This window comes from Streptomyces sp. CB09001 (assembly GCF_003369795.1).
Lineage (GTDB): Bacteria > Actinomycetota > Actinomycetes > Streptomycetales > Streptomycetaceae > Streptomyces.
Map to the genome: position 1 here is coordinate 1,842,410 of NZ_CP026730.1, position 21,573 is coordinate 1,863,982.

A 21,573-nucleotide genomic window follows, 5' to 3' on the forward strand; every position below is an offset into this window, starting at 1 on the left:
CCACGTCACAGACGTCAGCGGCACCAAAAACAAGGTGCGGATAACACCTGGTGCCGCTCGCCGAGGCCTGGGACTCCGGCGCCGACTCCTGGACCACCTCGCGGCGGCAGTCCTTCGCCAACGACCTGACCCGGCCCCAACTCCTCGCGGTCACCGACAACGTCAACCAGTCCAAGGGCGACCAGGATCCGGGCACCTGGATGCCCTCGCGCAGCGCCTACCGCTGCACGTACGTGCGCGCCTGGGTGCAGGTGAAGTACTACTACGACCTCTCGGTCGACTCCGCGGAGAAGTCCGCCCTGCAGGGCTACCTCGCCAACTGCTGACGCCCCGTACACCGTCCGTTCGGCGCGGAACCTCCCCGCCGGCCTCCGTCGTTCCGTACCGTACGGGGCGACGGAGGAGAGGATCATCATGGCGGAACTGCGCCTCGGCCCACTGCTGAGGTACACCGACGGTTCGTGCGCGACCGTCTGGGTCGAGACGGACCGCCCCTGCACGGCCGAGGTGCGCTGCGCCGACGGCGCCCGGGGCACGGCCCGCAGCTTCCGGATCGCGGACCACCACTACGCGCTGGTCCCGGTCGGCGGCCTGACCCCCGGCACGGCGACGGAGTACGAGGTGCTCCTCGACGGCACGGGCGTGTGGCCGCCGCCCGATTCCCGCTTCCCACCGTCGGTGATCGCCACGCCCGGGGACGACGACGGCATGCGCGTCGCCTTCGGCTCCTGCCGCTGGGCGGCGCCGCCCAGCGGAGGCAAGGGCCGGGTGGGCCCCGACGCCCTGGACACCCTCTCCGCCCGCGTCGCGGCCGATCCCGGGGGCGCCCGCCCGGACGTGCTGCTCCTGCTCGGCGACCAGGTGTACGCCGACGAGATCTCCGACGCCACGCGCGACTGGATCGCCGGTCGCCGCGACGTGGAGGCGGGCCCCGGCGCCCAGGTCGCCGACTATGAGGAGTACACCCACCTCTACTACGAGTCATGGCTCGACCCGGAGGTGCGCTGGCTGCTGTCCACCGTGCCGAGCTGCATGATCTTCGACGACCACGACGTCATCGACGACTGGAACACCTCCGCCGCCTGGCTCGCCGACATGCGGGCCACCGACTGGTGGCAGGAGCGGGTGCTGAGCGGGCTGATGTCGTACTGGGTGTACCAGCAGCTGGGCAACCTCTCCCCGGACGAACTGGCCGCCGACCCGCTCTACGCGGCCGTCCGCGAGGCGTCCGACGGCACCGACACGCTGCGGGAGTTCGCCGCACGGGCCGACGCCGACCCGGCCTCCGTCCGCTGGAGCTACCGGCGCGACTTCGGGCGCATACGGCTGCTGATGGTCGACTCCCGCGCGGCCCGCGTCCTGGACGAGGACCGCCGCACGATGCTCGACCCGGGCGAGGCCGCCTGGCTGCGCGAGCAGGTCATGGAGGGCCGGGACGACAGCGACGGCGACGGCGACGGCGACGGCGACGGCGACAGTGCGTATGACCATCTACTGATCGGCACCTCCCTGCCCTGGCTGCTGCCCCACCTGGTGCACGACGTGGAGGCGTGGAACGCCGCGATGTGCGGCGGCGAGCGGGGCGCCCGCTGGGCACGGATCGGGGAACGGATCCGACGCGGGGCCGACCTGGAACACTGGTCCGCGTTCCCCTCGTCCTTCGACGCCCTCGGCGACCTGATCGCCGATGCCGGTACCGGGCCGGGGGCGCCCGCGACGGTGAGCGTGCTGTCGGGCGACGTCCACCACGCCTACGTGGCCGAGCCGTCCTGGCCGGGGCGTACACCCGACGCGCGGGTGGCCCAGCTGACCTGCTCCCCCGTCCACAACTCGGTGCCGCTCTCGATCCGCCTCGGCTTCCGCTTCGGCTGGAGCGCCCCGGCGCGGGCCCTCGGACGCCGCATCGCCCGGCACGGACGCTGCGCGCCCCCGGCGGTGGGCTGGCGCAGGACCGGCGGGCCCTGGTTCGGCAACCAGATCATGACGCTGACCCTGCGGGGGCGGTCGGCCCGGCTGCGCCTGGAACAGGCCCGTGCGAATCGGGACGGGACGAACGTCCTGCGGACCGCCACGGACCGGGAGTTGGCGTAGGTCGTACGCGTAGGCCTACCCATAGGCCTACGCATAGGCCGTACGCATACGCCTATGCGTACGGCCTTGTTCCGGCATGAGTCGGCGAGGGCGGGGCGGGGTATGAATTGAGTCACATCGGCGGACCGCGTTGCGGGTGTGGGAGCGCTCCCACCTGGACCGGCGGCGGCGCCGGGCAGGTGACTGCACGTCAGGCTATGGCGGAATGTTGAACTTGCAAGCACTCATTAGGCGCACCTAACGTGGGCAGCCCACTCGGTTCCGTCCCCCACCGGCCCGCCCCGGCCGGCCGACCGAAGGAGCACCCCCGCATGCCCGCACGCCTCAACAGCACCAGCGCCCAGCCGTATGTTCTCGGCCTGTTCCGCATAGTCATCAGCCTGCTCTTCGCCTGCCACGGCGCCGCCTCGCTCTTCGGCGTCCTCGGCGGCGCCGCGATGACGGGCGGCACGATCGACGCGGGCACCTGGCCGGGCTGGTACGCGGCCGTGATCCAACTGGTCGGCGGCGGCCTCGTCCTGCTGGGCCTCGGCACCCGCCCGGCAGCGGTCATCTGCTCCGGCTCGATGGCCTACGCCTACTTCAAGGTGCACCAGCCCGGCGCCCTGTGGCCGATCGAGAACGGCGGCGAGGCCCCCGCCATGTTCTGCTGGGCCTTCCTGCTGCTCGCCTTCACCGGATCCGGCGCCTTCGGCCTGGACCGCCTCCTCGCCCGGCGCACGTCCGAGCGGGAAGAGTCCGCCCCCGAGCGGCAGACGCCTGTCGCCGCCTGATCGGACCACCGCGGGCTCACTCCCCCGTGTGAACGCCTTGCGTCGATCACACAAGCCCCCTGTGAACCCTCTGTCACACCCCGGGCGTACGCTGTATGGCTGTCATTGGCCGCTCCTGCCGTCCCCGCGTCTCGCGGCATGGCCCGGCCCACGGGGGAGTACCGGGAGTTGTCGTGGTCGAAGGTCTGGGAAGTATCGGGTCGCTGGTCAGCAGCCCATGGATTTATGTGCTGGTGGGCGTCTCGGTGCTGCTCGACATCTTCCTGCCGGTGCTGCCGAGCGGGGTCCTGGTGATCACGGCGGCGACGGCGGCGGCCGCGGGGTCGGGAGCGGCGGCCGCCGGACGGGTCCCGCAGGACGTCCCCGACATCCTCGTCCTCACCCTCTGCGCGGCGACCGCGTCGGTCATCGGCGACCTGGCCGTGTACCGCCTCGCCTGGCGCGGCGGGGCACGGCTGGACCGCGCGATCGCCCGTTCCCGGCGGCTGACCTCCGCGCAGGAACGTCTCGGCGGCGCCCTGGCCCGCGGCGGCGGCGCTCTCGTCGTCCTGGCCCGTTTCGCCCCGGCCGGCCGCTCGGTCGTCTCGCTCGTCGCCGGCGCGGCCCATCGCCGGGTCCGCGAGTTCCTTCCCTGGTCGGCCCTGGCCGGGCTGGCCTGGGCCGCGTACAGCGTCGCCCTCGGCTACTTCGGCGGCCAGTGGCTGGGAGCCACCTGGCTGGCGACGGGGGTGTCGCTGGTGGCGCTGTTCGGCGCGGGCGCGGCAGCGGCGTACCTGATGCGCCGCCAGCCACGAACGACGGAGGCCTCGTAGCCGCGAAGGCTCGCAGCGGCGGGGCCTCATGGCGACGAGGCCGCGCGGCGCCGGGCGTCGACCGACCGGCGTGCGGGGCGCCGGGCCGACGGATCGGCGCATCGGGGTCAGCGGCGCACCGCGTTCAGCGGGTCGACGGGTTTGCGGGATCAGCGTGTCGACGGGGTCGACGGGGAACGACGGGTCGAAGGGGAGGCGGGGGCGACGGGTCGCCAGAAGGCGCAACGGCGTGCGCCTCGGCAGCAGGCGGCAGTCTGCGCCGGCCCGGACGACCGCGTACGGGCAGCTCAGCTTCCACGAAGGCAGGCGACTGCCCACTCGCCCGCCGGCGTCAGCCGCGAGACCAGAGCCCGACCGCCCCGACCGCCCCGGCAGGCGGGCTGACGGCAGGCAGGCGGACGGCAGGCGGGCGGCAGGCGAGGCTGACGGCAGGACTTCGGCCGGGGCGGCCGAAACCATGCGCGGGCGGCAGACGCGCACCGCGCCACCACTCGGCATCAGACGGCCCGTCGCGCCACCACTCGCCGTCAGGAGGCCCGTCGGGCTCCGGTGCCTCCCCGTATCTCCAGACCGGCCAGCAGCTCGGTCGTGGCCTCGGTGACGGCATCGACGGCGCGGTCGAAGACCTCCCGGTTGTGCGCGGCGGGCGCACGGAATCCGGAGACCTTGCGTACGTACTGAAGGGCTGCGGCCCTGATCTCGTCCTCGGTGGCCTCCTCGGCCAGCACGGGCGGACGCAGGGTCTTGATGCTGCGGCACATGACGTCAGTCTCCCCTCTCCAGGTCCACCCGCCAGTCGTTCGACCTGATCCAGTGGCCCTTCGGATACTCGAAGTCGACCTGCCCGAGGAGCGTGAAACCGGCCCCTCGGCAGACCGCGTTGGATGCGCCGTGGTCGACGCCCGGGAAGGCGTGCAGATACCGGTGGGTCCCGGCGGCGCGGGCAGCCTCCCGTACCGCGCGGGCCGCCCGCACGGCCAGCCCCCGCCCCTGGAACTCCGGCAGCACGCCCCACCCGGTCTCCCACACCTCGGCGTCCCGCCAGGTCCGCTCCCAGTAGCCGACGGAGCCGACGGTCTCGCCGCCGTCCGCCAGGGTCACCCGGTACATCCGCCCGGGCCCCGGCTCCATGTACCGCCGGTGCCGGGCCAGGAGCCGCTCCTCGCTCTCCGGGCCGCCCAGGTGCGCGGTCATCTCCGGGCTGTTGGTCCTGCGCAGCAGCCACAGGTCCCCCTCTGCCCAGGGGACCAGGCGCACCCGCTCCCCACCCGCTCCGGTCCGCTCGTCCACGCCGTCCATGTCTTCACGGTAGGCCAGGGGTCTGACAGTCGGGCCCGGCCGCGGCGCCACCCTTTCGCGTGAACCACCGAAGGGAACGCGCGCCTCAAAATCGAACAGGCGTATCATTGAAGCGTGGCTACGACCTATGATTTCCCCAGTGATCTCCTCGCCGGTCAGGAGGAACTGCATCAGGTCCGGGCCGAGCTGGCGGCCCTGCTCAAGAGACTTCCCTGGTCCGTCGAACCGCTCGACGGCTTCAGCGACGACAACGGCTGGCGCAAGGTCGAACGCCCGGCCTCCCCCGGCTGGTCGGCGGACGAGCAGGCCGAGGTCGAGAAGCTCCGGCAGCGCGAGCGCGAGCTGGCCGTGTTCGTCAGCACCCATCGCTACTGGTCGGAGACGACCGGCCCCGACCAGGTGAGCGCCCGGTCGGCGCTGAAACACGCCCATGAGGGCCCGCACGCGTAAGGCCCCCGGAAGATCTCCGGGGGCCTCCGCGCCGACGACGGCGCCGGTCCTGGTGGGCGCGGACGGTTTCGAACCGCCGACATCCTGCTTGTAAGGCAGGCGCTCTACCCCTGAGCTACGCACCCAGGACGAGTCGACAGCCTACATGGCCCGGGGCGCTGCCCGGCAAACGCGTTCCCGCCGTGCTCAGGCGGGGTCCGGGGGGTTAACCCCACCCTCGATCCGGTAGCGGCCCGGATCCCGGCGGGAGCACCCGCTCCGTACGGTCGAAGAGCCTCACCGAGAGGGCCCCGCCACCGCGGAACGGCCCCGGGTGCGGCACCTCGTCGTCCGTTTCAGGGGGAGTCCGTCATGCCCGCCCGTACCGTTCCCGTCCGCGCGTTCGCCGCCGTCGGCGCCGTCGCCGTCCTCGTCGCGGGCCTCAGCGCCTGCGCCTCCGCCTCGGACGACAGCGACCCCGAGCACCGGTCGTTCGCCCTCCAGGGCCGTACGCTCACCGTCGACTCCGACGACTCAGCCCTGGAGATCGTCGCCTCGGACGACCACGCGTCCGGGAAGATCCAGGTCACACGGTGGTTCTCCGGGTCGGTCGCCATCGGTTCGGCCCCCGAGGTGACCTGGAAGATGGACGGCGACCGGCTGGTGCTGCGGATGCACTGCTCCGGCCTGGCCGCCGACTGCGCGGCCAAGCACCGCATCGAGGTGCCGCGCGGCATCGCCGTCAAGGTGCGGGACGGGGACGGCAGCGTGCGGGCCAGCGGGTTCGAGGACGCGCTGAACATTCGCACCGGCGACGGCTCCGTGCACGTCACCGACTCCTCCGGGCCACTGGAACTGCGTACCGACGACGGTTCCGTCCGAGCCTCGGTCTCCTCCCGCACCGTGCGGGCGCACACCGGCGACGGCTCGGTCCGGCTGGAGCTCGGCACCGTCCCGGACCAGGTGGAGTCCCGCACCGGCGACGGCTCCGTGACGATCTCGCTGCCCCGGGCCACGTACAAGGTGTCCACCGACACCGGTGACGGCGCGGTCGACGTGTCCGTACCCACCGACGACACCAGCGCGCACGTCGTCGACGCCCGGTCCGGTGACGGCAAAATCACCGTCCGAACCGCGAACTGACCGGCCCGTGTGTTCGTCCCTAACGGGTGGGAGAATGGACCCGGGCAGGACGGACGACACGGGAGAGTGATGTGACGGCGACGCCATCGCAGCCGTACTCGCCGATGGTGGCGCGCGCCCGACGCCTGCCCGACCGCTCCCGCCGGCACCGGGCGCACGCGGTCCGTGACACGCTCACCCTGATGGGCCTGCCCCTGCTCGCCGTGCTCGCGCTGCCCGCGGCATTCGCCGGGGGCGGTACTCGGCGGTGGTTCGGCGGGCGGGCCGAGAGCCAGCGGGCCGAGGCCCAGACCGCGAAGGACGACGCGGCCGCCGCCTTCTACGAACTGGACACCGCCCAGCGTGACCTGCGGATCTCGATAGAGACGATCGCGGCCGTCGACTCCTCCCCCGCCGCCCGGCGCGCGGTCTCCGACTTCGAGGCCCTGGGCCGGCGCATCGACGAGGCCAGCCACCAGTACATCAGCGCCGTCGACGCCCACGACCTGGACCGGGACGACCTGGAAGCGTCCGCCGCCTCCCGCGCCCGCACCGAACTGACCGCCGCCAAGACCGAGCTGGGCCGGGTCAAACAGGAACTCGACCGCTTCGCCGAGGGCCTCGGCCCACTCCTCGGCAAGGCGGAGACCCAGCTGGCCCGGCTCGCACCCGCCGTCGAACGCGCCCGGCAGGCCCTGCTCGCCGCCTCCAACGCCCTGGACGCCGCGCGCGGCTCCGGTCTGCAGGCGGACGACCTCGCCACCCGTCTCGCCACCCTCGGTCCGGAGCTGACCCGGCTGAACCAGGGCGCGGGGCAGCACGGCGTGCCGCAGACCCTCGAGCGGGCCGAACGGGTCACCCGTGAGGCCGAGTCGGTCCGCGCCGAAGCGGAACGACTGCCCGAGCGCGCCGCCGAGATCGGCCACCGCCTGGTCTCCCTGCGCACCCGCGCCCAGGCGCTGACCACCCGCACCGAGCAGGTCGAACCGGTGCTGAGCGAACTGCGGCGCCGGTTCACCGCCGCCTGCTGGCAGGACCTCCAGCACGTGCCGGACCAGGCCACCGAATCGGTCCGGCAGGCCGAGCGGAAGCTGGCCGAGGCGCAGACCGCCCGAGACGAACAGCGCTGGCCCGACGCCACCGCCCTGCTGTCGACGGTACGAGCGCTGCTGAACTCGACCGACGAGGCCGTCTCGGCCGCCGGTGACCGGCTCCAGCAGCTGAACGCCGTGCAGAAGGACCCACAGCAGGAGATCGAGCGCACCCGCTTCGCGATCCGCGACGCCCAGCGCCTGGCGATGGCCGGACGCAACACCCCCGAGGCCCGTCACGCGCGTCCCCTGGACGAGGCCGTGGCCCGGCTGGAACGGGCGATCACCACGCTGGAGGGGCGGCACCCCGACTACTGGCACTTCCTGACGGAGACGGAAGCGGTCCGGCAGACGGTGGCCCACGTGGTCACCCAGATCCGCGAAGAGCGCGGGGCCGGTCACTGATCGCCGAGATCGGCCGACGGCCGGGACCTGAAGCCGACCGTGCCGGTTAACCTGTGCCCATGCCTCGCTACGAGTACCGCTGCCGCAGCTGCGGCGACACCTTCGAACTGAGCCGTCCCATGGCCGAGTCCTCCGCTCCCGCCGCCTGCCCGGCGGGCCACGACGACACGGTGAAGCTGCTGTCGACGGTCGCGGTCGGCGGCTCGGCCTCCGCACCGGCGCCGTCGTCGGGCGGCGGTGGGGGTGGGGGTTGCTGCGGTGGCGGCTGCTGCGGCTGAGCCCGGCACTTCCCGCTGCTGCCGGGTCCCCCTCAGGTTGCCGTCAGCTCCCCAGGTAGCGCAGCACCGCCAGCACCCTGCGTGAATAGCCCTCCCCTCCGGTCAGCTCGAGTTTGTCGAAGATCGCGTTGGTGTGCTTCTCCACCGCGCTCTGCGAGATGTGCAGCCGACGCGCGATCGCCGCGTTGGTGTGGCCCTGCGCCATCTCGGCCAGCACGTCCCGCTCCCGCACGGTGAGTCGGGCGAGCAGGTCGGTGTGCGTCGTACGGCCGAGCAGCTGACGGACGACCTCCGGGTCGAACGCGGCGCGTCCGGCGGCCACCCGTTCCAGCGCGTCCAGGAACTCGTCGACCTGGACCACCCGGTCCTTGAGCAGATATCCGACTCCTTCCGTCTCCCCGGTGAGCAGCTCGGTCGCGTACCGCTTCTCAACGTACTGCGAGAGCACCAGCACTCCGACGTCCGGCCACCGCCCGCGTATCTCCAGGGCCGCGCGCAGGCCCTCGTCCGTGTGCGTGGGCGGCATCCGGACGTCGGCGACGACCACGTCCGGCGGGTCCTCGGCGACCGCCTTCAGCAGCAGCTCGGCGTTGCCGACAGCCGCGAGGACCTCGTGGCCCTCCTCCGCCAGCAGCCGCACCAGCCCCTCCCTCAGCAGGGTCGAGTCCTCGGCGAGGATCAGCCGCATGGCAGCTCCGCGGCCACGAGGGTCGGCCCGCCCGGCGGGCTGACCACGCTGAGGCTGCCGTCGAGGGCGGCGACGCGCCGGGCGAGCCCGAACAGTCCGCTGCCCGCGGCGTTCGCCCCGCCGCAGCCGTCGTCCCGCACGCTCACGTACATCCGTTTCTCCTCCGCTCTGACAGCGACGTCTATACGGGTCGGCGCCGCGTGCTTGACCGCGTTCGTGACCGCCTCGCAGACCACGAAGTACGCGACGGTCGCCACGGCCTGCTCGGGCTCCTCGGCCAGCTCGTACTCCACTCCCACCGGTACGGACGCCCGCTCGGCGACCGTCTCCAGGGCCGCGCGCAGCCCCGCCTCGTCCAGCGTGGTCGGGTAGATCCGCCAGGCCACCTCGCGCAGCTCGTCCAGGGCCCGGCGGCTCTCGTCGTGGGCCTGGCCCAGCAGGCGGTCCCGGCGGCCGGCGTCCTGGCTGCGGCGGGCCCGGCCGAGCAGCATGCCGAGGGCGACGAGGCGCTGCTGCACACCGTCGTGCAGGTCGCGCTCGATGCGGCGCCGTTCGTCGTTCACCGCGTCGACGACCGCGGCGCGGCTGGCGGACAGCTCGGCGATCCGCCGCTCCAGCTCCTCCTGGTGCCGCGGGCCGAGGAAGTGCCGGGCCAGCTGCCCCTCCAGGCCCACCACACCGAATATTCCCTGCACGGTGAGGAACACGAGGAAGAAGCCGCCGAGACTGCCCAGGACCAGCGAAGCGGGGTTGCGTATGCCGTCCAGCAGGAGCCAGCCGTACAGCCCGAAGGTGCCGTACGCCAGGCCGACGGCGGCCGTCAGCATCACGACCCCGCCCAGGACGCCCAGGGCCCAGTGGCAGGCGATGTACCGCAGCGCCCGTACGTCCTCGTACGCGGGCGTGACGCGCAGGTCGAGCCACATCCGCAGCCGGCCCCGCTCCAGCTCCGCCAGAATCCGCGCGCCCGCGAGGACCGGGCGCAGTACGGCACGGCGGCCCTTCGGCCAGGCGGCCACCGGCAGCAGGGCCACACCGGCCAGCAGGGCGAAGAGCAGCTCGACGGCGGCCGCGGCGGTCCCCAGGATGAGGCCCGCCCCGCACCGCACTACACGTCGCGCCATGACTCGCATGATCGCGAGGCTAGTCGGGCGCGGTGGGCGGGCACACTGCGGAAAACCGCAATTCCCGCCTGCGGTACACCGCAATCGATCGTGCGGTCTTCCTCAGGGTCTCTTCAGCCGCGGTTTTCTAGCGTGGTCGTCATGACAGCCATCGCAGCGCAGCCGGCCGTGGACAGCGGTGCGGCACCGCAGTGGATCAACGACCTCATGGACGCCCTCGGCGCACCCGGTGCCGGTCTCGCCATCGCTCTGGAGAACCTCTTTCCTCCCTTGCCGAGCGAGGTGATCCTGCCGCTGGCCGGGTTCGCGGCCAGCTCCGGCCGGATGAGCCTGATCGCCGTCCTGCTGTGGACGACGGCGGGTTCGGTGATCGGCGCGCTCGCCCTGTACGGGATCGGTGCCCTGCTCGGCCGGGACCGCACGGTGGCGATAGCGGGGAAGCTGCCGCTGGTGAAGGTGTCCGACATAGAGAAGACGGAGGCATGGTTCCTCAGGCACGGGACCAAGGCGGTGTTCTTCGGCCGGATGATCCCCATCTTCCGCAGCCTGATCTCCGTGCCGGCGGGTGTGGAGCGGATGCGGCTGCCCGTCTTCCTCGCCCTGACGACGCTGGGCAGCGCGATCTGGAACACCGTGTTCGTGCTCGCGGGCTACGCGCTGGGGGACAACTGGTCGGAGGTCTCGGACATCGCCTCCACCTATTCGAAGGTGATCCTCGTGGCGGCCGCCCTGGCCCTGCTGGTCTTCGTCGTCATGCGTCTGCTGCGCCCGGGCGCCGGTCACCGGCGGCGGAGCCGCGGGCACGACGGGCGAGAGGAGATACGGCCGCCGGCCGACGACGACGGCCGCCCCGGCACCGGGGCCGGTGCCGGGGACGGGGGCGGCGGGTTCAGCGAGCCGGGCTCGCCGCGCGCAGGAGCTCGCGAAGGATCCGCTCACCGGCCAGGACGCCGCGCTCGGGCAAGGCGCTGATCGTCGGAGCCGTCCATCCGGAGTCCGCAAGTTCACCGTGGCCCGGGCGCCAGCCGCGGTCGGCGGCGAGGAGCAGATCGGCGTCGAGGAGCGAGTCGCCGGCGGCGAGGGTGAGTTCGGCGCCGGTGCGGCGGGCGACCTCGTGCACGGCGGCGCTCTTGGTGAGCGGCTTGGGCACGGCGTAGATCTTGCGGCCCTGGAGGGACACGGTCCAGCCGCGGTTCTCGGCCCAAACGGCGAGTTCCTTCACCCAGTCCTGGGGCAGCAGGTCGCGTTCGACGACCAGGTAGGCGAAGAGGTCCTCGGCGACCCGGTGCTTGCGCACCCACAGCGGGTCGGCGGTGTTCGTCAGGTGGTCGCGGACCTCGGCGAGCGACGCGCATTCGTCGGCCAGCCGTGCGGTCACCCGGGCGTGCCAGGCGGGGTCGGAGACGCCGTCCACCAGCAGGTGGCCGCCGTTGGCGCAGATCGCGTACTTCGGCGCGGGCCCGGGGAGGTTGATCCGCTGGTACTGCTTGCGGGTCCGGGTGGTGGTCGGCACGAAGAGGGCCGAGTCGCCGAGGTCGGTCAGGAGTTGGGCGGCCGTCTCGGTCAGGTAGGAGAGGGGTCTGCTCTCGTAGACCTCCACGCACAGCAGGCGGGGTGCCCTCAGGTCGGGCATGGTCAGTCCGAGGGCGGCCGCGGAGTAGATAAGGGTGCGGTCGAGGTCGCTGGCGACGAGTACGGGCATCAGAGCGTCACCGCCTTGCCGTCGGCCCCGGTGGCGCCGCGCGTGTACTGGGGGTGGATCAGCCCGACACAGGTGTACGGGAGGTCGGCGACCTCCTCCACGGGCACGCCCCGCTGTTCGGCCAGCAGGCGGACGTGGTCCAGGTCGGCGCCGGCTCCGGTGCGGGCCAGCACCTTCCACGGGACGCGGCGCAGCATCACCCGCGTGGTCTCGCCGACGCCGGGCTTGACGAGGTTCACGTCGTGGATGCCGTACTCCTCGCTGATGCGCTCGACGGCGGTCCAGCCCTCCCAGGTGGGGGTGCGGTCGGCGGAGAGGAGGTCCTTCACTTGGGCGTCGACCGTGTCCGTGACGTCGGGGAAGCAGGCGGAGACGGCGTCGAGGAAGTCCGGTGACAGGTCGGCGCCGGCCAGCTCGCGGTAGAACTTCGCGCCGTGGAAGTCGTGCGGGCCGACCAGGTCGGCGCGGAGCACGGTGCGGGATATCAGACCGGAGACAGTGGAGTTGAGACAGGCGGAGGGGATGAGGAAGTCGTCACGGGTGCCGTAGGTGCGTACGCAGGAGCCGGGATCGGCCAGTACGGCGATCTCCGGGTCGAAGCCGGTGATGCCGTCGGAGGCCTCGAATTCGCGCAGGGCGGCGGCGAGTTCGCGGGTGATGGCGCCCTTGCCGGTCCAGCCGTCGACGAAGACGACGTCGGCGGGGTCGTGGTGGTCGGCCAGCCAGCGCAGCGCGTTGGCGTCGATGCCGCGGCCCCGGACGATCGACACGGCGTAGTGAGGGAGGTCGAGACCATGGCGGAACTGCGCCCAGCGGCGCATCAAAACGCCGACCGGGGTGCCCGCCCGGGCGAGGGAGACCAGCACGGGGCGGGGCGACCGTTCCGCGAGGACGATCTCGGTGACGGCGCCGACGGCGCGCGCCAGCCGGGCCGCGGACGTCTTGAGCGCCGCGTGGAACAGCTCCTGGTACTGCTCGCTGGGCTGGTACTCCACGGGCAGCGACTCCGCGTAGTGGGCGCCGCCGCTCTGGATCGCCTCCTCGCGTTCCTCGGTCGGCGCCTCCAGCGTCACGCCCGAGAGGTCCTGGAGCAGCCAGCCGACCTCGTCGGGCGCGTACGAGGAGAAGTCGGGGCCGCGCAGGGGCTCGGGCAGCATGGAGGGCCTTTCGGGGTCGTGCGGGGGACGCGGGACGTACGACGGGACGACCGCGAGCAGGACGTGGGGGACATGGGCGGCGAGCCGGGCCGCCAGTCCGTTCGGGGCATGCAGGGCGGGGGTGTCGGCGGCCGAGTCGACGACGGCGACGACGGCGTCGAAGCCGCCGCCCGCGACGTTGTAGGCGTAGCGCTCGCCGGGGCCGTCGGCCGGGTCGTCGTGCGCGGGGAAGACCAGGCGGGTGCGGATGGCGTAGCCGGGGTCGTCGACGGCGAGGACGGGAGACCGGGTGGTGGTGGAGTAGCGCACGTCGACGCCGACGGTCTGCTCCAGCGCGTGGGCCAGGCGGAGGGGAGCGTACATGAGCTCCTCGAAGCCGAGGACGAGCACGCGTTGGGCGCCGGCGGGCAGCGCCTCGGCGATCCGTGCCGCCATGGCGGGCAGGGCGGCCTCCAGCCGGGCCCGGTGGGCGGCGGTGAAGCCGTGCCGCCCGCCGTCGGGCACGTCGTGGGGCCAGCGCAGCCGGACGTGCTCGACGGATCCGGAGGGTGGCGCGGCCGGAGCGGGGCCGCTCGGCTCCGTGGCCGTCGCCTCGTGCCGGGCGACCAGCTCCTGCCCCTTCTCCAGCACACCCGGCGGCAGCCGGACCGTGCCGGAGGCGGTGGTCACCAGGTCCACGCGGGCGCCGATCTCCCGGGCGAAGTCTTCCAGCCGGCCGGCGTCGGCGGGCGAGCGCATGTCGACCAGGGCCACCACGACGTACCGCTTGCGGGGATAGCGCTCGTGCAGGGCGCGGACGGTGTTGAGCACCGTGTTGCCGGTGGAGAACTCGTCGTCGACGAGGACCAGCGGCCCGTCTCCGGCCAGCAGCGCCGGGTCCTCGGGCAGCAGGAGGTGGGAGGTCGCGTGCGAGTGCGACTCCTCGAAGCCGCCGGCTCGGGCGACTCCGGCGACCGGACGGCGGGTGGAGTGCAGGTAGGGCGCGGGGCCCAGACCGTCGGCGACGGAGTGGCCGAGTCCGGTGGCGGTCTCCGCGTAGCCGAGGACGACGGCGCGTTCGGCCTCCTCGGCGCCGAGGAGGCCGCGGACGCGCCGGCCGAGGGCGACGCCGTGGCCGTAGACGACGGAGGGCGACTGCGGGACGTGTTTGCCGAGCACGTTGGAGACGAGCAGGTGTGCCCGCTTGGGGTTGCGGCGCAGGGCGAGCCCCAGCAGGCCGGTCAGCGCCTCGTCGCCGGTGAGGCCGACGCCGAGCCGCTCGGCGACCCAGCTGCCGGACCAGACTTCGGCGTGCTCTCCGGCGTGCTTTTCGGCGTGCCCCTCGGCGTGCGCCCGCTCCGTCATGTACTCGTGCCTCCCGTTGTCCGCCGCGGCATGGGCCCGGCGTCGGTGGTGGATCGCTTGCGTCCGGTCGCCCGGCGGTCAGTCGGAGAGTCCGGCGGCGAGCAGCTCCACGAAGCCGATGTCCTCGTTCGCCACCCCGAAGACCTCGGCGCGCAGCAGGGTCCGCTCGGCCCAGGCGCGGTGCGGCTTCACCTCGTTCATCTTGTTCGTGTAGGCCGACCTCATCACGCCTCCGCCGCAGCGTTCGGGCCGCAGGATGTCCTGGGCGTCGCAGAACTCCTCGTGGCTGACCACGGACAGTGCGTGCACGGGGAGCACGTGCGAGGGGTGGATGCAGGTCTTGCCCAGCAGGCCGTTGGCCCGGTCCAGGGAGATCTCGCGCAGCAGGCCGTCCATGGAGTGCTCGATGAGCTTCTGGCGCAGTTCGACGGCCTGTCCCTCCAGGAAGGGGCTCTGACGCAGTTGCGGTTTGAACATCCTCTCCTGGACGCGGAAGTACTCCCACACGGGCCCGGTCACCGTGAATCCGGTGCCGTCGGCGCGGGCGAGCATGTTGACCACGTCGGCGATCACGGAGGCGACGATCTGGACGTCGTAGGCCGTCATGTCGGGGCCCCGGCGCAGCCCGTAGGAGGAGCAGAAGTCGGTCACGCCGAGCCGCAGGGCCAGCACGCGGTCGCGGTACTTGTCGACCGCGCGGAAGATGCCCTCCAGTGTCTGGACCCGGGACTCCCGGTACAGCAGGTCCGGGGACTCGAGCACGGGCATGGCGAAGAGCCTGCGGCCGCTGGTGGCCTCGGCGGCGGCGAGCGCCTCCAGGAAGGGCATGCCGCGTTCCTCGGTGAACTTCGGCAGCACGAATCCGGACAGCAGCCGCACGGCGGGGCCGAGGCGCCGTACGAGGTCGGGTATCTGCTCTGGGGTGCGGACCCGGACGAACAGCAGGGGGACGTCGTCGCTGGAACGTTCCGCCAGGTCCGTGAGCTGACGGACGAGGTTCGCCTCGCCGAGGGGTACGTCGGCGTCGTCGATCGAGTCCTCCAGGCACAGCACCATCGACACCAGTCCGCGTGCGCTCTGTTTCAGGATGTCGTCGGCGAGGCTCGGTCGGGTGGCCGGACTGTAGAGCGTGGCACCCAGGCCCGCGGACAGCAGCCTGGCCGGAGATTCCGCCGTGAAGGAGCAGGGCTCCTGATGAAAGAGACGCTTCCGCACATCAGGGGCTATCTGTCCGAAATGACGCATTTAAACTCCCCCGTGGTGTCTGGGCGACCTGGAATCGTCGAAAGGTGGCCGGTAATAGTACGTAGGTATTGATGTCGGAGGTTCCCACCGGGCATGAATTCCAGGTAACCCGGCCGTGTCGGCGACGGCGACCCGAGGCGGGCGGACGCGAGCCGAGTACCCGCCCCCGCGTTGTCGTGACCAGGACCGAGAGGGCAGGATGACGGCATGACGCACGCGATGCTGAAGGGGTCGAACGTCCCGCTGCAAGCCACCACGGTACGCGCCGTGCTGCGCTGGACTCCCGGGCAGGGGGTTCCCGACGTCGACGCCTCCGCGCTGCTGCTGGGGCCGGACGACCGCGTGCGTTCCGACGAGGACTTCGTCTTCTACAACCAGCCACGGCATCCCTCCGGCCAGGTCTGGCGGCTCGGCAAGAAGCGGGTCGCCGAGGGCCTGACCGACACGATCCAGACGGACCTCTCCGGCGTCGAGCCCTCGGTGGGCCGGATCCTGCTGGTCGCGTCGGCGGACGGCGTGCCCTTCGACCGCGTCCGGTCGCTGCGCATCCTGCTGCACGACGCGGCGGCCGACGCGGAACCGCTGGCGTACTTCGACGTCACACCGGAGACCGGCCAGGAAACGGCGCTGATCTGCGGGGAGCTGTACCGGCGCGGGGAGGGCTGGAAGTTCCGGGCGCTGGGCGAGGGCTACTCCAACGGGCTCAAGGGCCTGGCGACCGACTTCGGCATCTCGGTGGACGAGTCGGAGGGGGCGGACGACCCCATGTCGGCCCCCCGGCCCGCAGCCGCGTCCGCCACCTCCCCGTCCACCACCTCCCCGTCCACCCCCTCCCAGGCCACGCCCGACCAGCCGACGCCCGCCCAGTCCACGCCCGCTCCGCCGACGGTCGGCCCCGACCACCCGACGGCCGTGCAGCCGTTCCCGGGGCCCTCGCGGCCTCTGCCGCCCGAGCAGCCCACCGGCGTACCGACACAGCCCGCGTACGGCTATCCGCAGCAGCCGGCGACGGCCCAGCCCTCCTACGGCTATCCCCAGCCGGCCGCCGGCCCGCCCGCGTACGGGTACCCGCAGGCACCTGCCGCGGCCGGGGTCACGGGAGCGCAGTCCGGCTACGGCTATCCGCAGCCGGTCACCGGGGCGCCCGATCCGGACTTCCGGCTGCCTCCGCAGGGCCCGCAGTTCGTCGGCCGGTAGCCCCCGCGGACGGCGGCCGGTAGCCGCAGCTCAGCGTTCCGCCTTGCTCTTGTGCCCCCGGCCCCATTGCAGGCCCCAGCCGTACAGCCGGTCCAGCTCGCCCTGGAAGCCGTAGACGAACTTCACCTCGCGGCGGACGAGGATCTCGTCCTTGACGTTCTCGATCATCACCACGGCACAGGACCGGGCCTGCGGATGCCGCTCGTCGAGGCCGATCTCGATGCGGGGCCCGTTGCTCGGGTAGAGCGTGACGACGGCGTGCGTCCGGTCGAAGGCCGGCGTCTGGTCGTAGATGTAGGCGAAGAGCAGCAGGCGCTTGATCTCGTCCTTGTGGTCGAGGTTGACGTAGAGCGTCTCGCCGGAGGCCGAGCCGAAGCGGTCGTCGCCGCTGAGCTTCACGTACGGCGGGGCGTTGACGTCGCCCAGGAAGCCGCCGAGCGGCTGGACCACCCCGCGGGTGCCGTCCTTGAGTTCGTAGAGGCAGCCGAGGTCGAGGTCGACGTTGACCATGCTCTGGCTGTGGCCGACGACCTCGGGAGGCTTGAGCGCCTTGAAGGGGTGCCGCAGCAGGCTCTCCCGCTGGACGCCCGAGATGTCGGAGGTCCGCATCCGCCAGGAGAGGTTGACGCGGAGATTGCCGGTCGCCGCGCCCTGCTTGGTCAGGGAGACCTGACTGTGCCGTTTGGTCAGCTGTATGGAGTTGGTCGCCGCGCTGCCCGAGTCGAACTCGGACTCGCGACCGCGCCACAGCCCGTCCAAGAAGCCCATTCCCGCCCCACCTTCGCGTCACCGCCGACGGGGCGGCCCCGAGGAGTCGTCCTCGTCGGCCGCCCCGCTCAGAGCGTTCCTCGTCCCGGCCGGGTTCACACCAGGGGTGCGGGCGCACCGGGGGCGCGCCCCGGCCCGGGGATCAAGGGTTTCACACCCCGGAGGAGACCTCCGCCTTCTCCTGGTCGCCGTCTCCCCCGGCCGCCGCCAGTGCGCGGTTGCGGCGCACCGAGGAGAAGAAGGACCAGCCGATCAGGGCGACGCCGACGAGGCCGGTGATGATCTCGTGGATCTCGTACTGGATGGTGACCAGCAGGATCACGGCGAGGGCGCCGATGGCGTAGTGGGCGCCGTGCTCCAGGTAGACGTAGTCGTCGAGGGTGCCCTGGCGGACCAGGTAGACGGTCAGGGACCGCACGTACATGGCGCCGATGCCGAGACCCAGGGCCATCAGGACGATGTCGTTGGTGATGGCGAAGGCGCCGATGACACCGTCGAAGGAGAAGGACGCGTCCAGGACCTCCAGGTAGAGGAACATGAAGAACGCCGCCTTGCCCGCCAGCTTGACGGCCGACTTGGGCTTGCCGGTGCGCGCGGCTTTCTCTTCCTCCTCGTGCTCCCGTTCCTCCTCCTCTTCGAGTTTGTCCTCGAAGTAGCCGGAGAGTCCGCCGACGATCATGTAAGTGATCAGGCCCGCGATGCCCGCCAGGAGCACCGTCTCCGCCTTGTCGGCATGGGCGCCGCCGTGCTGGTGGGCGTGGGCGCCGAAGGTGATCGCGGAGACCAGCAGCACGATCAGGGCGATGCAGACCGACAGCATGTCGACCTTGCCGAGCTTGGCCAGCGGACGCTCCAGCCAGGCCAGCCACTTGATGTCCCGGTCCTCGAAGATGAAGTCGAGGAAGATCATCAGAAGGAACATGCCGCCGAAGGCGGCGATCGACGGATGGGCGTCCGTCACCAGCTCCTGATAGCGGTCCTTGTCGGTGAGCGCGAGGTCGACGGCCTCGATCGGTCCGAGCTGGGCGCTGATCGCCACGATCACGACCGGGAAGACCAGGCGCATGCCGAACACGGCGATGAGGATGCCGATGGTGAGGAAGATCTTCTGCCAGAAGGCATTCATCTTCTTCAGGATCCCGGCGTTGACCACCGCGTTGTCGAAGGACAGCGAGATCTCCATGATGGAGAGGATCGCCACGATGCCGAAGGCGGTCCACCCCCCGTAGAAGACCGCCGCGACCAGGCCGAGCGCGGTGACCGCGAACGACCAGCCGAAGGTTTTCAGAAGCACTGGCTACCCAATCGTGTGTGTACGGGGCTCCCCCGCGCCGTACTCGGCTTTACGAAACGTTGACTCCGAAGTCTAGAGCGATGCCGCGAAGCCCCGACGCGTACCCCTGCCCCACCGCACGGAACTTCCACTCGCCCTGGTAGCGGTAGAGCTCGCCGAAGATCATCGCGGTCTCCGTGGAGGCGTCCTCACTGAGGTCGTAGCGGGCCAGCTCCTGGCCGTCGGCCTGGTTGACGACCCGGATGAAGGCGTTGCTGACCTGGCCGAAGGTCTGGCCGCGCTCGTCGGCCATGTGGATCGAGACCGGGAAGACGATCTTGTCGCAGTGGGCCGGCACCTTGGAGAGGTCGACCAGCAGCGACTCGTCGTCGCCGTCGCCCTCGCCGGTGAGGTTGTCGCCGGTGTGCTCGATCGAGCCGTCCGGGCTCTTGAGCTGGTTGTAGAAGACGAACCACTCGTCGCCGAGCACCCGGCCGCTGCTGCACACGAGTGCGCTCGCGTCGAGGTCGAAGGGTGCTCCGGTGGTGGAACGCGCGTCCCAGCCGAGTCCGACCAGTACCTGTGTGAGGTTCGGTGCGGCCTTGGACAGGGAGACGTTGCCGCCCTTGGCAAGCGTGACGCCCATGGTGATGGTCCCTCCCCGGGTGATGGTTCCTGGTTTCCTGCGCGTCCGGCGCCGCACGTAAACCGTGCGGCGCCGGACGGGTCGGACAGTCGCTCAGACGTTCACGCCGAAGTCCTGGGCGATGCCGCGCAGGCCGGAGGCGTAGCCCTGGCCGATGGCGCGGAACTTCCACTCCGCGCCGTGGCGGTACAGCTCGCCGAAGACCATGGCGGTCTCCGTGGAGGCGTCCTCGCTCAGGTCGTAGCGGGCGATCTCGGCCTCGCCGGCCTGGTTGACGACGCGGATGAACGCGTTGCGCACCTGGCCGAAGGACTGCTGGCGGTTCTCGGCGTCGTAGATCGAGACCGGGAAGACGATCTTCTCGATGTCGGCGGGGACCGTGGCGAGGTTGATCTTGATCTGCTCGTCGTCGCCCTCGCCCTCACCGGTGATGTTGTCGCCGGTGTGCTCGACCGATCCGTCCGGGCTCTTCAGGTTGTTGAAGAAGATGAAGTGCGCGTCGCTGGCGACCTTGCCGCCGCTGTTCAGCAGCAGCGCGCTGGCGTCGAGGTCGAAGTCGGTGCCGGTCGTGGTGCGGATGTCCCACCCCAGACCGACGATGACCGCGGTCAGGCCGGGGGCCTCCTTGGTCAGCGAAACGTTGCCGCCCTTGCTGAGGCTGACTCCCACGAGTCCTCCATTGGTGTCCAGGGGCGGGGTGCCCCGTAGTGCGTGGATATCGGATCAACGAGTTGATCCTAGTGACGGGTTCCCGCGCCCCGCAGTCCCCGGAGCCGACCAATCACGTGGTGTCGGTACTTGGTGCCGCCACGCGGGGCCGGCCGGCGGGGGCGCCGGTCACAGGGCGTCGAGCGCCTTCACGTACTCGGCCAGGTCACGGGCGTCCGGCAGACCGTTGACCACGGTCCAGCGCACGACACCCTCCTGGTCGATCACGAAGGTGCCGCGGACGGCGCAACCCTTGTCCTCGTCGAAGACGCCGTAGGCGCGCGAGACGTTGCCGTGCGGCCAGAAGTCGGACAGCAGCGGGTACTCCAGGCCCTCCTGCTCGGCGAAGACGCGCAGGGTGTGGATGGAGTCGTTGGAGACGGCGAGCACCTCGGTGTCCCGGTCGGAGAACTGCGGCAGGTTGTCGCGCACCTCGCACAGCTCGCCGGTGCACACACCGGTGAAGGCGAAGGGGTAGAAGAGCAGCACGACGTTCTTCCGGCCGCGGAACTCGGACAGCCGGACGGCCCTGCCGTGGTTGTCCTTGAGTTCGAAATCGGGGGCCTTGTCGCCGACCTGGATCGCCATGTCCCGTTCGTCCCTTCCGTAGGAAGATCTCCGCGGGAAGATCCCGTGGGTGATTCGCTGGAAACACCCTACGCAGGGACGGTCGCGGACCCGCGGACGGGCCGACAGCCGTCGGCCGTCGACCCGCCCGGAGTCCGGAATGTCACGGAGCCCGGTCGGGCTACCGCTTGGACTTGGCGGCCTTGGGCGTCGCCAGCCGGCTGCCACTCCAGTCCTTGCCGACGCTGACGCTCTTGGACGCCGTCAGTCCGGCGGTCGTCGAGGCTTCCGAGATGTCACTGGCCTCGACGTAACCGTCACGGCCGGTCTTCGGCGTGAGAAGGAGGATCGACCCGCCCTCTTCGATGTACGTGGTGGCATCCACCAGCGCATCCGTCAGGTCGCCGTCGTCGTCACGGAACCACAGCACGACGGCATCGGCCACGTCCTCGTAGTCCTCGTCCACCAGCTCGCCCTCGACGGCGCCCTCAATGGCCTCGCGGAGCTCCTGGTCGACGTCGTCGTCGTAGCCGATCTCCTGGACCACCTGCCCGGGCTGGAAACCCAGCCTGGCGGCAGGGTTCGTCCGCTCCTCCGCGTGGTCCGCGGTCGCGCTCACGGGTTGCCTCCTGATCATGTTTCGGTAGATGTCTTCAGCCACGCGCGTGCGCGAGGCTTGGCCGTAGTCCACACGGGCGGGACGGATCGCGCAAGTACCCGGCGTCTGGGACCGCCGAAACGGTGACGATCCCGGCCGTGTCGCCGCAACTCCAGCCATGCCGTCCAGCCCGAAGGTGACGTACACCACACCTATCTGCCCCGTTTGCGTATTTGGGAACCAAGTGTGGGTACGA

The 21,573-nt window shown here is 71.5% G+C and carries 22 protein-coding genes, 1 tRNA gene and 1 pseudogene; 10 read left to right on the forward strand and 14 right to left on the reverse strand.

Features of this window, described 5'->3' with window-relative positions; genetic code table 11:
• Positions 1–44 precede the first annotated feature (44 nt).
• From C4J65_RS08635 to C4J65_RS08650, 4 genes and pseudogenes are all read left to right on the forward strand, one after another.
• Positions 45–326: pseudogene (locus C4J65_RS08635) on the forward strand (HNH endonuclease family protein); the annotation flags it as partial.
• A gap of 88 nt (positions 327–414) precedes the next feature.
• Positions 415–2,091 (forward strand): alkaline phosphatase D family protein, encoded by a 1,677-nt coding sequence (locus C4J65_RS08640; protein WP_115741879.1) that lies wholly within the window; start codon positions 415–417, stop codon positions 2,089–2,091.
• Between the two features lie 311 nt (positions 2,092–2,402).
• Positions 2,403–2,864 (forward strand): DoxX family protein, encoded by a 462-nt coding sequence (locus tag C4J65_RS08645; RefSeq protein WP_115741880.1) that lies wholly within the window; start codon positions 2,403–2,405, stop codon positions 2,862–2,864.
• 173 nt (positions 2,865–3,037) lie between these two features.
• A complete protein-coding gene (locus C4J65_RS08650) occupies positions 3,038–3,676 on the forward strand; it encodes a VTT domain-containing protein (RefSeq protein ID WP_115741881.1) in 639 nt (212 codons plus the stop codon).
• A gap of 527 nt (positions 3,677–4,203) precedes the next feature.
• Here C4J65_RS08650 and C4J65_RS08655 read toward each other — a convergent pair.
• Together C4J65_RS08655 and C4J65_RS08660 are read right to left on the reverse strand one after the other, a co-directional pair.
• Entirely contained in the window at positions 4,204–4,437 is a 234-nt protein-coding gene (locus C4J65_RS08655) for a DUF2277 domain-containing protein (RefSeq protein ID WP_115741882.1), read from the reverse strand.
• A 4-nt stretch (positions 4,438–4,441) separates the two neighbouring features.
• A complete protein-coding gene (locus C4J65_RS08660; protein ID WP_240330388.1) occupies positions 4,442–4,975 on the reverse strand; it encodes a GNAT family N-acetyltransferase in 534 nt (177 codons plus the stop codon).
• A 114-nt stretch (positions 4,976–5,089) separates the two neighbouring features.
• On the opposite strand from C4J65_RS08660, the gene C4J65_RS08665 reads away from it, so the two are divergent.
• Entirely contained in the window at positions 5,090–5,425 is a 336-nt protein-coding gene (locus C4J65_RS08665) for a hypothetical protein (protein ID WP_115741884.1), read from the forward strand.
• Between the two features lie 50 nt (positions 5,426–5,475).
• Here the strand turns inward: C4J65_RS08665 and C4J65_RS08670 are convergent.
• A tRNA-Val gene (locus C4J65_RS08670) sits at positions 5,476–5,550 on the reverse strand.
• Positions 5,551–5,776: 226 nt separating this feature from the next.
• Between C4J65_RS08670 and C4J65_RS08675 the strand changes: the two genes are divergently transcribed.
• From C4J65_RS08675 to C4J65_RS08685, 3 genes are all read left to right on the forward strand, one after another.
• Positions 5,777–6,547 (forward strand): DUF4097 family beta strand repeat-containing protein, encoded by a 771-nt coding sequence (locus C4J65_RS08675; RefSeq protein WP_115741885.1) that lies wholly within the window; start codon positions 5,777–5,779, stop codon positions 6,545–6,547.
• A 71-nt stretch (positions 6,548–6,618) separates the two neighbouring features.
• Positions 6,619–8,022: a hypothetical protein gene (locus tag C4J65_RS08680; protein ID WP_115741886.1), complete on the forward strand. Its 1,404-nt coding sequence runs from the start codon at positions 6,619–6,621 to the stop codon at positions 8,020–8,022.
• Between the two features lie 59 nt (positions 8,023–8,081).
• A complete protein-coding gene (locus C4J65_RS08685) occupies positions 8,082–8,300 on the forward strand; it encodes a zinc ribbon domain-containing protein (protein WP_011028303.1) in 219 nt (72 codons plus the stop codon).
• A 43-nt stretch (positions 8,301–8,343) separates the two neighbouring features.
• On the opposite strand, the gene C4J65_RS08690 is transcribed toward C4J65_RS08685, so the two are convergent.
• Together C4J65_RS08690 and C4J65_RS08695 are read right to left on the reverse strand one after the other, a co-directional pair.
• Entirely contained in the window at positions 8,344–8,988 is a 645-nt protein-coding gene (locus C4J65_RS08690) for a response regulator transcription factor (RefSeq protein ID WP_162833087.1), read from the reverse strand.
• Positions 8,979–10,121 (reverse strand): histidine kinase, encoded by a 1,143-nt coding sequence (locus C4J65_RS08695; protein ID WP_205350974.1) that lies wholly within the window; start codon positions 10,119–10,121, stop codon positions 8,979–8,981. The genes C4J65_RS08690 and C4J65_RS08695 overlap by 10 nt, the downstream gene beginning before the upstream one ends.
• Positions 10,122–10,253: 132 nt before the next feature.
• On the opposite strand from C4J65_RS08695, the gene C4J65_RS08700 reads away from it, so the two are divergent.
• Positions 10,254–11,084, forward strand: coding sequence for a DedA family protein (locus tag C4J65_RS08700; protein WP_162833088.1), 831 nt, complete (start codon positions 10,254–10,256; stop codon positions 11,082–11,084).
• On the opposite strand, the gene C4J65_RS08705 is transcribed toward C4J65_RS08700, so the two are convergent.
• From C4J65_RS08705 to C4J65_RS08715, 3 genes are all read right to left on the reverse strand, one after another.
• Positions 11,002–11,814, reverse strand: a complete 813-nt coding sequence (locus C4J65_RS08705) for an HAD family hydrolase (protein ID WP_115741889.1) — start codon at positions 11,812–11,814, stop codon at positions 11,002–11,004. The genes C4J65_RS08700 and C4J65_RS08705 overlap by 83 nt on opposite strands.
• Positions 11,814–14,315, reverse strand: coding sequence for a phosphoribosyltransferase (locus tag C4J65_RS08710; RefSeq protein ID WP_115741890.1), 2,502 nt, complete (start codon positions 14,313–14,315; stop codon positions 11,814–11,816). The genes C4J65_RS08705 and C4J65_RS08710 overlap by 1 nt, the downstream gene beginning before the upstream one ends.
• Before the next feature lie 78 nt (positions 14,316–14,393).
• A complete protein-coding gene (locus C4J65_RS08715) occupies positions 14,394–15,560 on the reverse strand; it encodes an HpcH/HpaI aldolase/citrate lyase family protein (RefSeq protein WP_115741891.1) in 1,167 nt (388 codons plus the stop codon).
• 207 nt (positions 15,561–15,767) lie between these two features.
• Between C4J65_RS08715 and C4J65_RS08720 the strand changes: the two genes are divergently transcribed.
• Positions 15,768–16,757 carry a TerD family protein gene (locus C4J65_RS08720; RefSeq protein ID WP_115741892.1) on the forward strand — a complete coding sequence of 330 codons (990 nt, stop codon included), beginning with the start codon at positions 15,768–15,770 and terminating at the stop codon, positions 16,755–16,757.
• A gap of 30 nt (positions 16,758–16,787) precedes the next feature.
• Here the strand turns inward: C4J65_RS08720 and C4J65_RS08725 are convergent, their stop codons facing one another.
• The 6 genes from C4J65_RS08725 to C4J65_RS08750 all read right to left on the reverse strand — a co-directional run bounded on the left by C4J65_RS08725 (position 16,788) and on the right by C4J65_RS08750 (position 21,338).
• Entirely contained in the window at positions 16,788–17,525 is a 738-nt protein-coding gene (locus C4J65_RS08725; protein WP_003976439.1) for a hypothetical protein, read from the reverse strand.
• A 151-nt stretch (positions 17,526–17,676) separates the two neighbouring features.
• On the reverse strand, positions 17,677–18,819 hold the full coding sequence (locus C4J65_RS08730) for a DUF475 domain-containing protein (RefSeq protein WP_115741893.1): 1,143 nt from the start codon (positions 18,817–18,819) through the stop codon (positions 17,677–17,679).
• A 49-nt stretch (positions 18,820–18,868) separates the two neighbouring features.
• Positions 18,869–19,444 carry a TerD family protein gene (locus C4J65_RS08735; protein ID WP_003976437.1) on the reverse strand — a complete coding sequence of 192 codons (576 nt, stop codon included), beginning with the start codon at positions 19,442–19,444 and terminating at the stop codon, positions 18,869–18,871.
• A gap of 93 nt (positions 19,445–19,537) precedes the next feature.
• Positions 19,538–20,113, reverse strand: coding sequence for a calcium homeostasis/redox stress adaptation protein (locus C4J65_RS08740; RefSeq protein ID WP_003976436.1), 576 nt, complete (start codon positions 20,111–20,113; stop codon positions 19,538–19,540).
• 168 nt (positions 20,114–20,281) lie between these two features.
• Entirely contained in the window at positions 20,282–20,740 is a 459-nt protein-coding gene (locus tag C4J65_RS08745; RefSeq protein WP_115741894.1) for a peroxiredoxin, read from the reverse strand.
• Between the two features lie 160 nt (positions 20,741–20,900).
• Positions 20,901–21,338 (reverse strand): DUF3052 domain-containing protein, encoded by a 438-nt coding sequence (locus C4J65_RS08750; RefSeq protein WP_007449195.1) that lies wholly within the window; start codon positions 21,336–21,338, stop codon positions 20,901–20,903.
• Positions 21,339–21,573 lie beyond the last annotated feature (235 nt).

Bases quoted from the DNA above. Each gene is read 5' to 3' on its own strand.
- C4J65_RS08690 (WP_162833087.1), bottom strand. From the start codon at position 8,988: ATGCGGCTGATCCTCGCCGAGGACTCGACCCTGCTGAGGGAGGGGCTG.
- C4J65_RS08655 (WP_115741882.1), bottom strand. From the start codon at position 4,437: ATGTGCCGCAGCATCAAGACCCTGCGTCCGCCCGTGCTGGCCGAGGAG.
- C4J65_RS08715 (WP_115741891.1), bottom strand. From the start codon at position 15,560: ATGCGTCATTTCGGACAGATAGCCCCTGATGTGCGGAAGCGTCTCTTT.
- C4J65_RS08720 (WP_115741892.1), top strand. From the start codon at position 15,768: ATGACGCACGCGATGCTGAAGGGGTCGAACGTCCCGCTGCAAGCCACC.
- C4J65_RS08645 (WP_115741880.1), top strand. From the start codon at position 2,403: ATGCCCGCACGCCTCAACAGCACCAGCGCCCAGCCGTATGTTCTCGGC.
- C4J65_RS08700 (WP_162833088.1), top strand. From the start codon at position 10,254: ATGACAGCCATCGCAGCGCAGCCGGCCGTGGACAGCGGTGCGGCACCG.
- C4J65_RS08675 (WP_115741885.1), top strand. From the start codon at position 5,777: ATGCCCGCCCGTACCGTTCCCGTCCGCGCGTTCGCCGCCGTCGGCGCC.
- C4J65_RS08660 (WP_240330388.1), bottom strand. From the start codon at position 4,975: ATGGACGGCGTGGACGAGCGGACCGGAGCGGGTGGGGAGCGGGTGCGC.
- C4J65_RS08685 (WP_011028303.1), top strand. From the start codon at position 8,082: ATGCCTCGCTACGAGTACCGCTGCCGCAGCTGCGGCGACACCTTCGAA.
- C4J65_RS08725 (WP_003976439.1), bottom strand. From the start codon at position 17,525: ATGGGCTTCTTGGACGGGCTGTGGCGCGGTCGCGAGTCCGAGTTCGAC.
- C4J65_RS08710 (WP_115741890.1), bottom strand. From the start codon at position 14,315: ATGACGGAGCGGGCGCACGCCGAGGGGCACGCCGAAAAGCACGCCGGA.
- C4J65_RS08640 (WP_115741879.1), top strand. From the start codon at position 415: ATGGCGGAACTGCGCCTCGGCCCACTGCTGAGGTACACCGACGGTTCG.
- C4J65_RS08705 (WP_115741889.1), bottom strand. From the start codon at position 11,814: ATGCCCGTACTCGTCGCCAGCGACCTCGACCGCACCCTTATCTACTCC.
- C4J65_RS08745 (WP_115741894.1), bottom strand. From the start codon at position 20,740: ATGGCGATCCAGGTCGGCGACAAGGCCCCCGATTTCGAACTCAAGGAC.
- C4J65_RS08735 (WP_003976437.1), bottom strand. From the start codon at position 19,444: ATGGGCGTCACGCTTGCCAAGGGCGGCAACGTCTCCCTGTCCAAGGCC.
- C4J65_RS08695 (WP_205350974.1), bottom strand. From the start codon at position 10,121: ATGCGAGTCATGGCGCGACGTGTAGTGCGGTGCGGGGCGGGCCTCATC.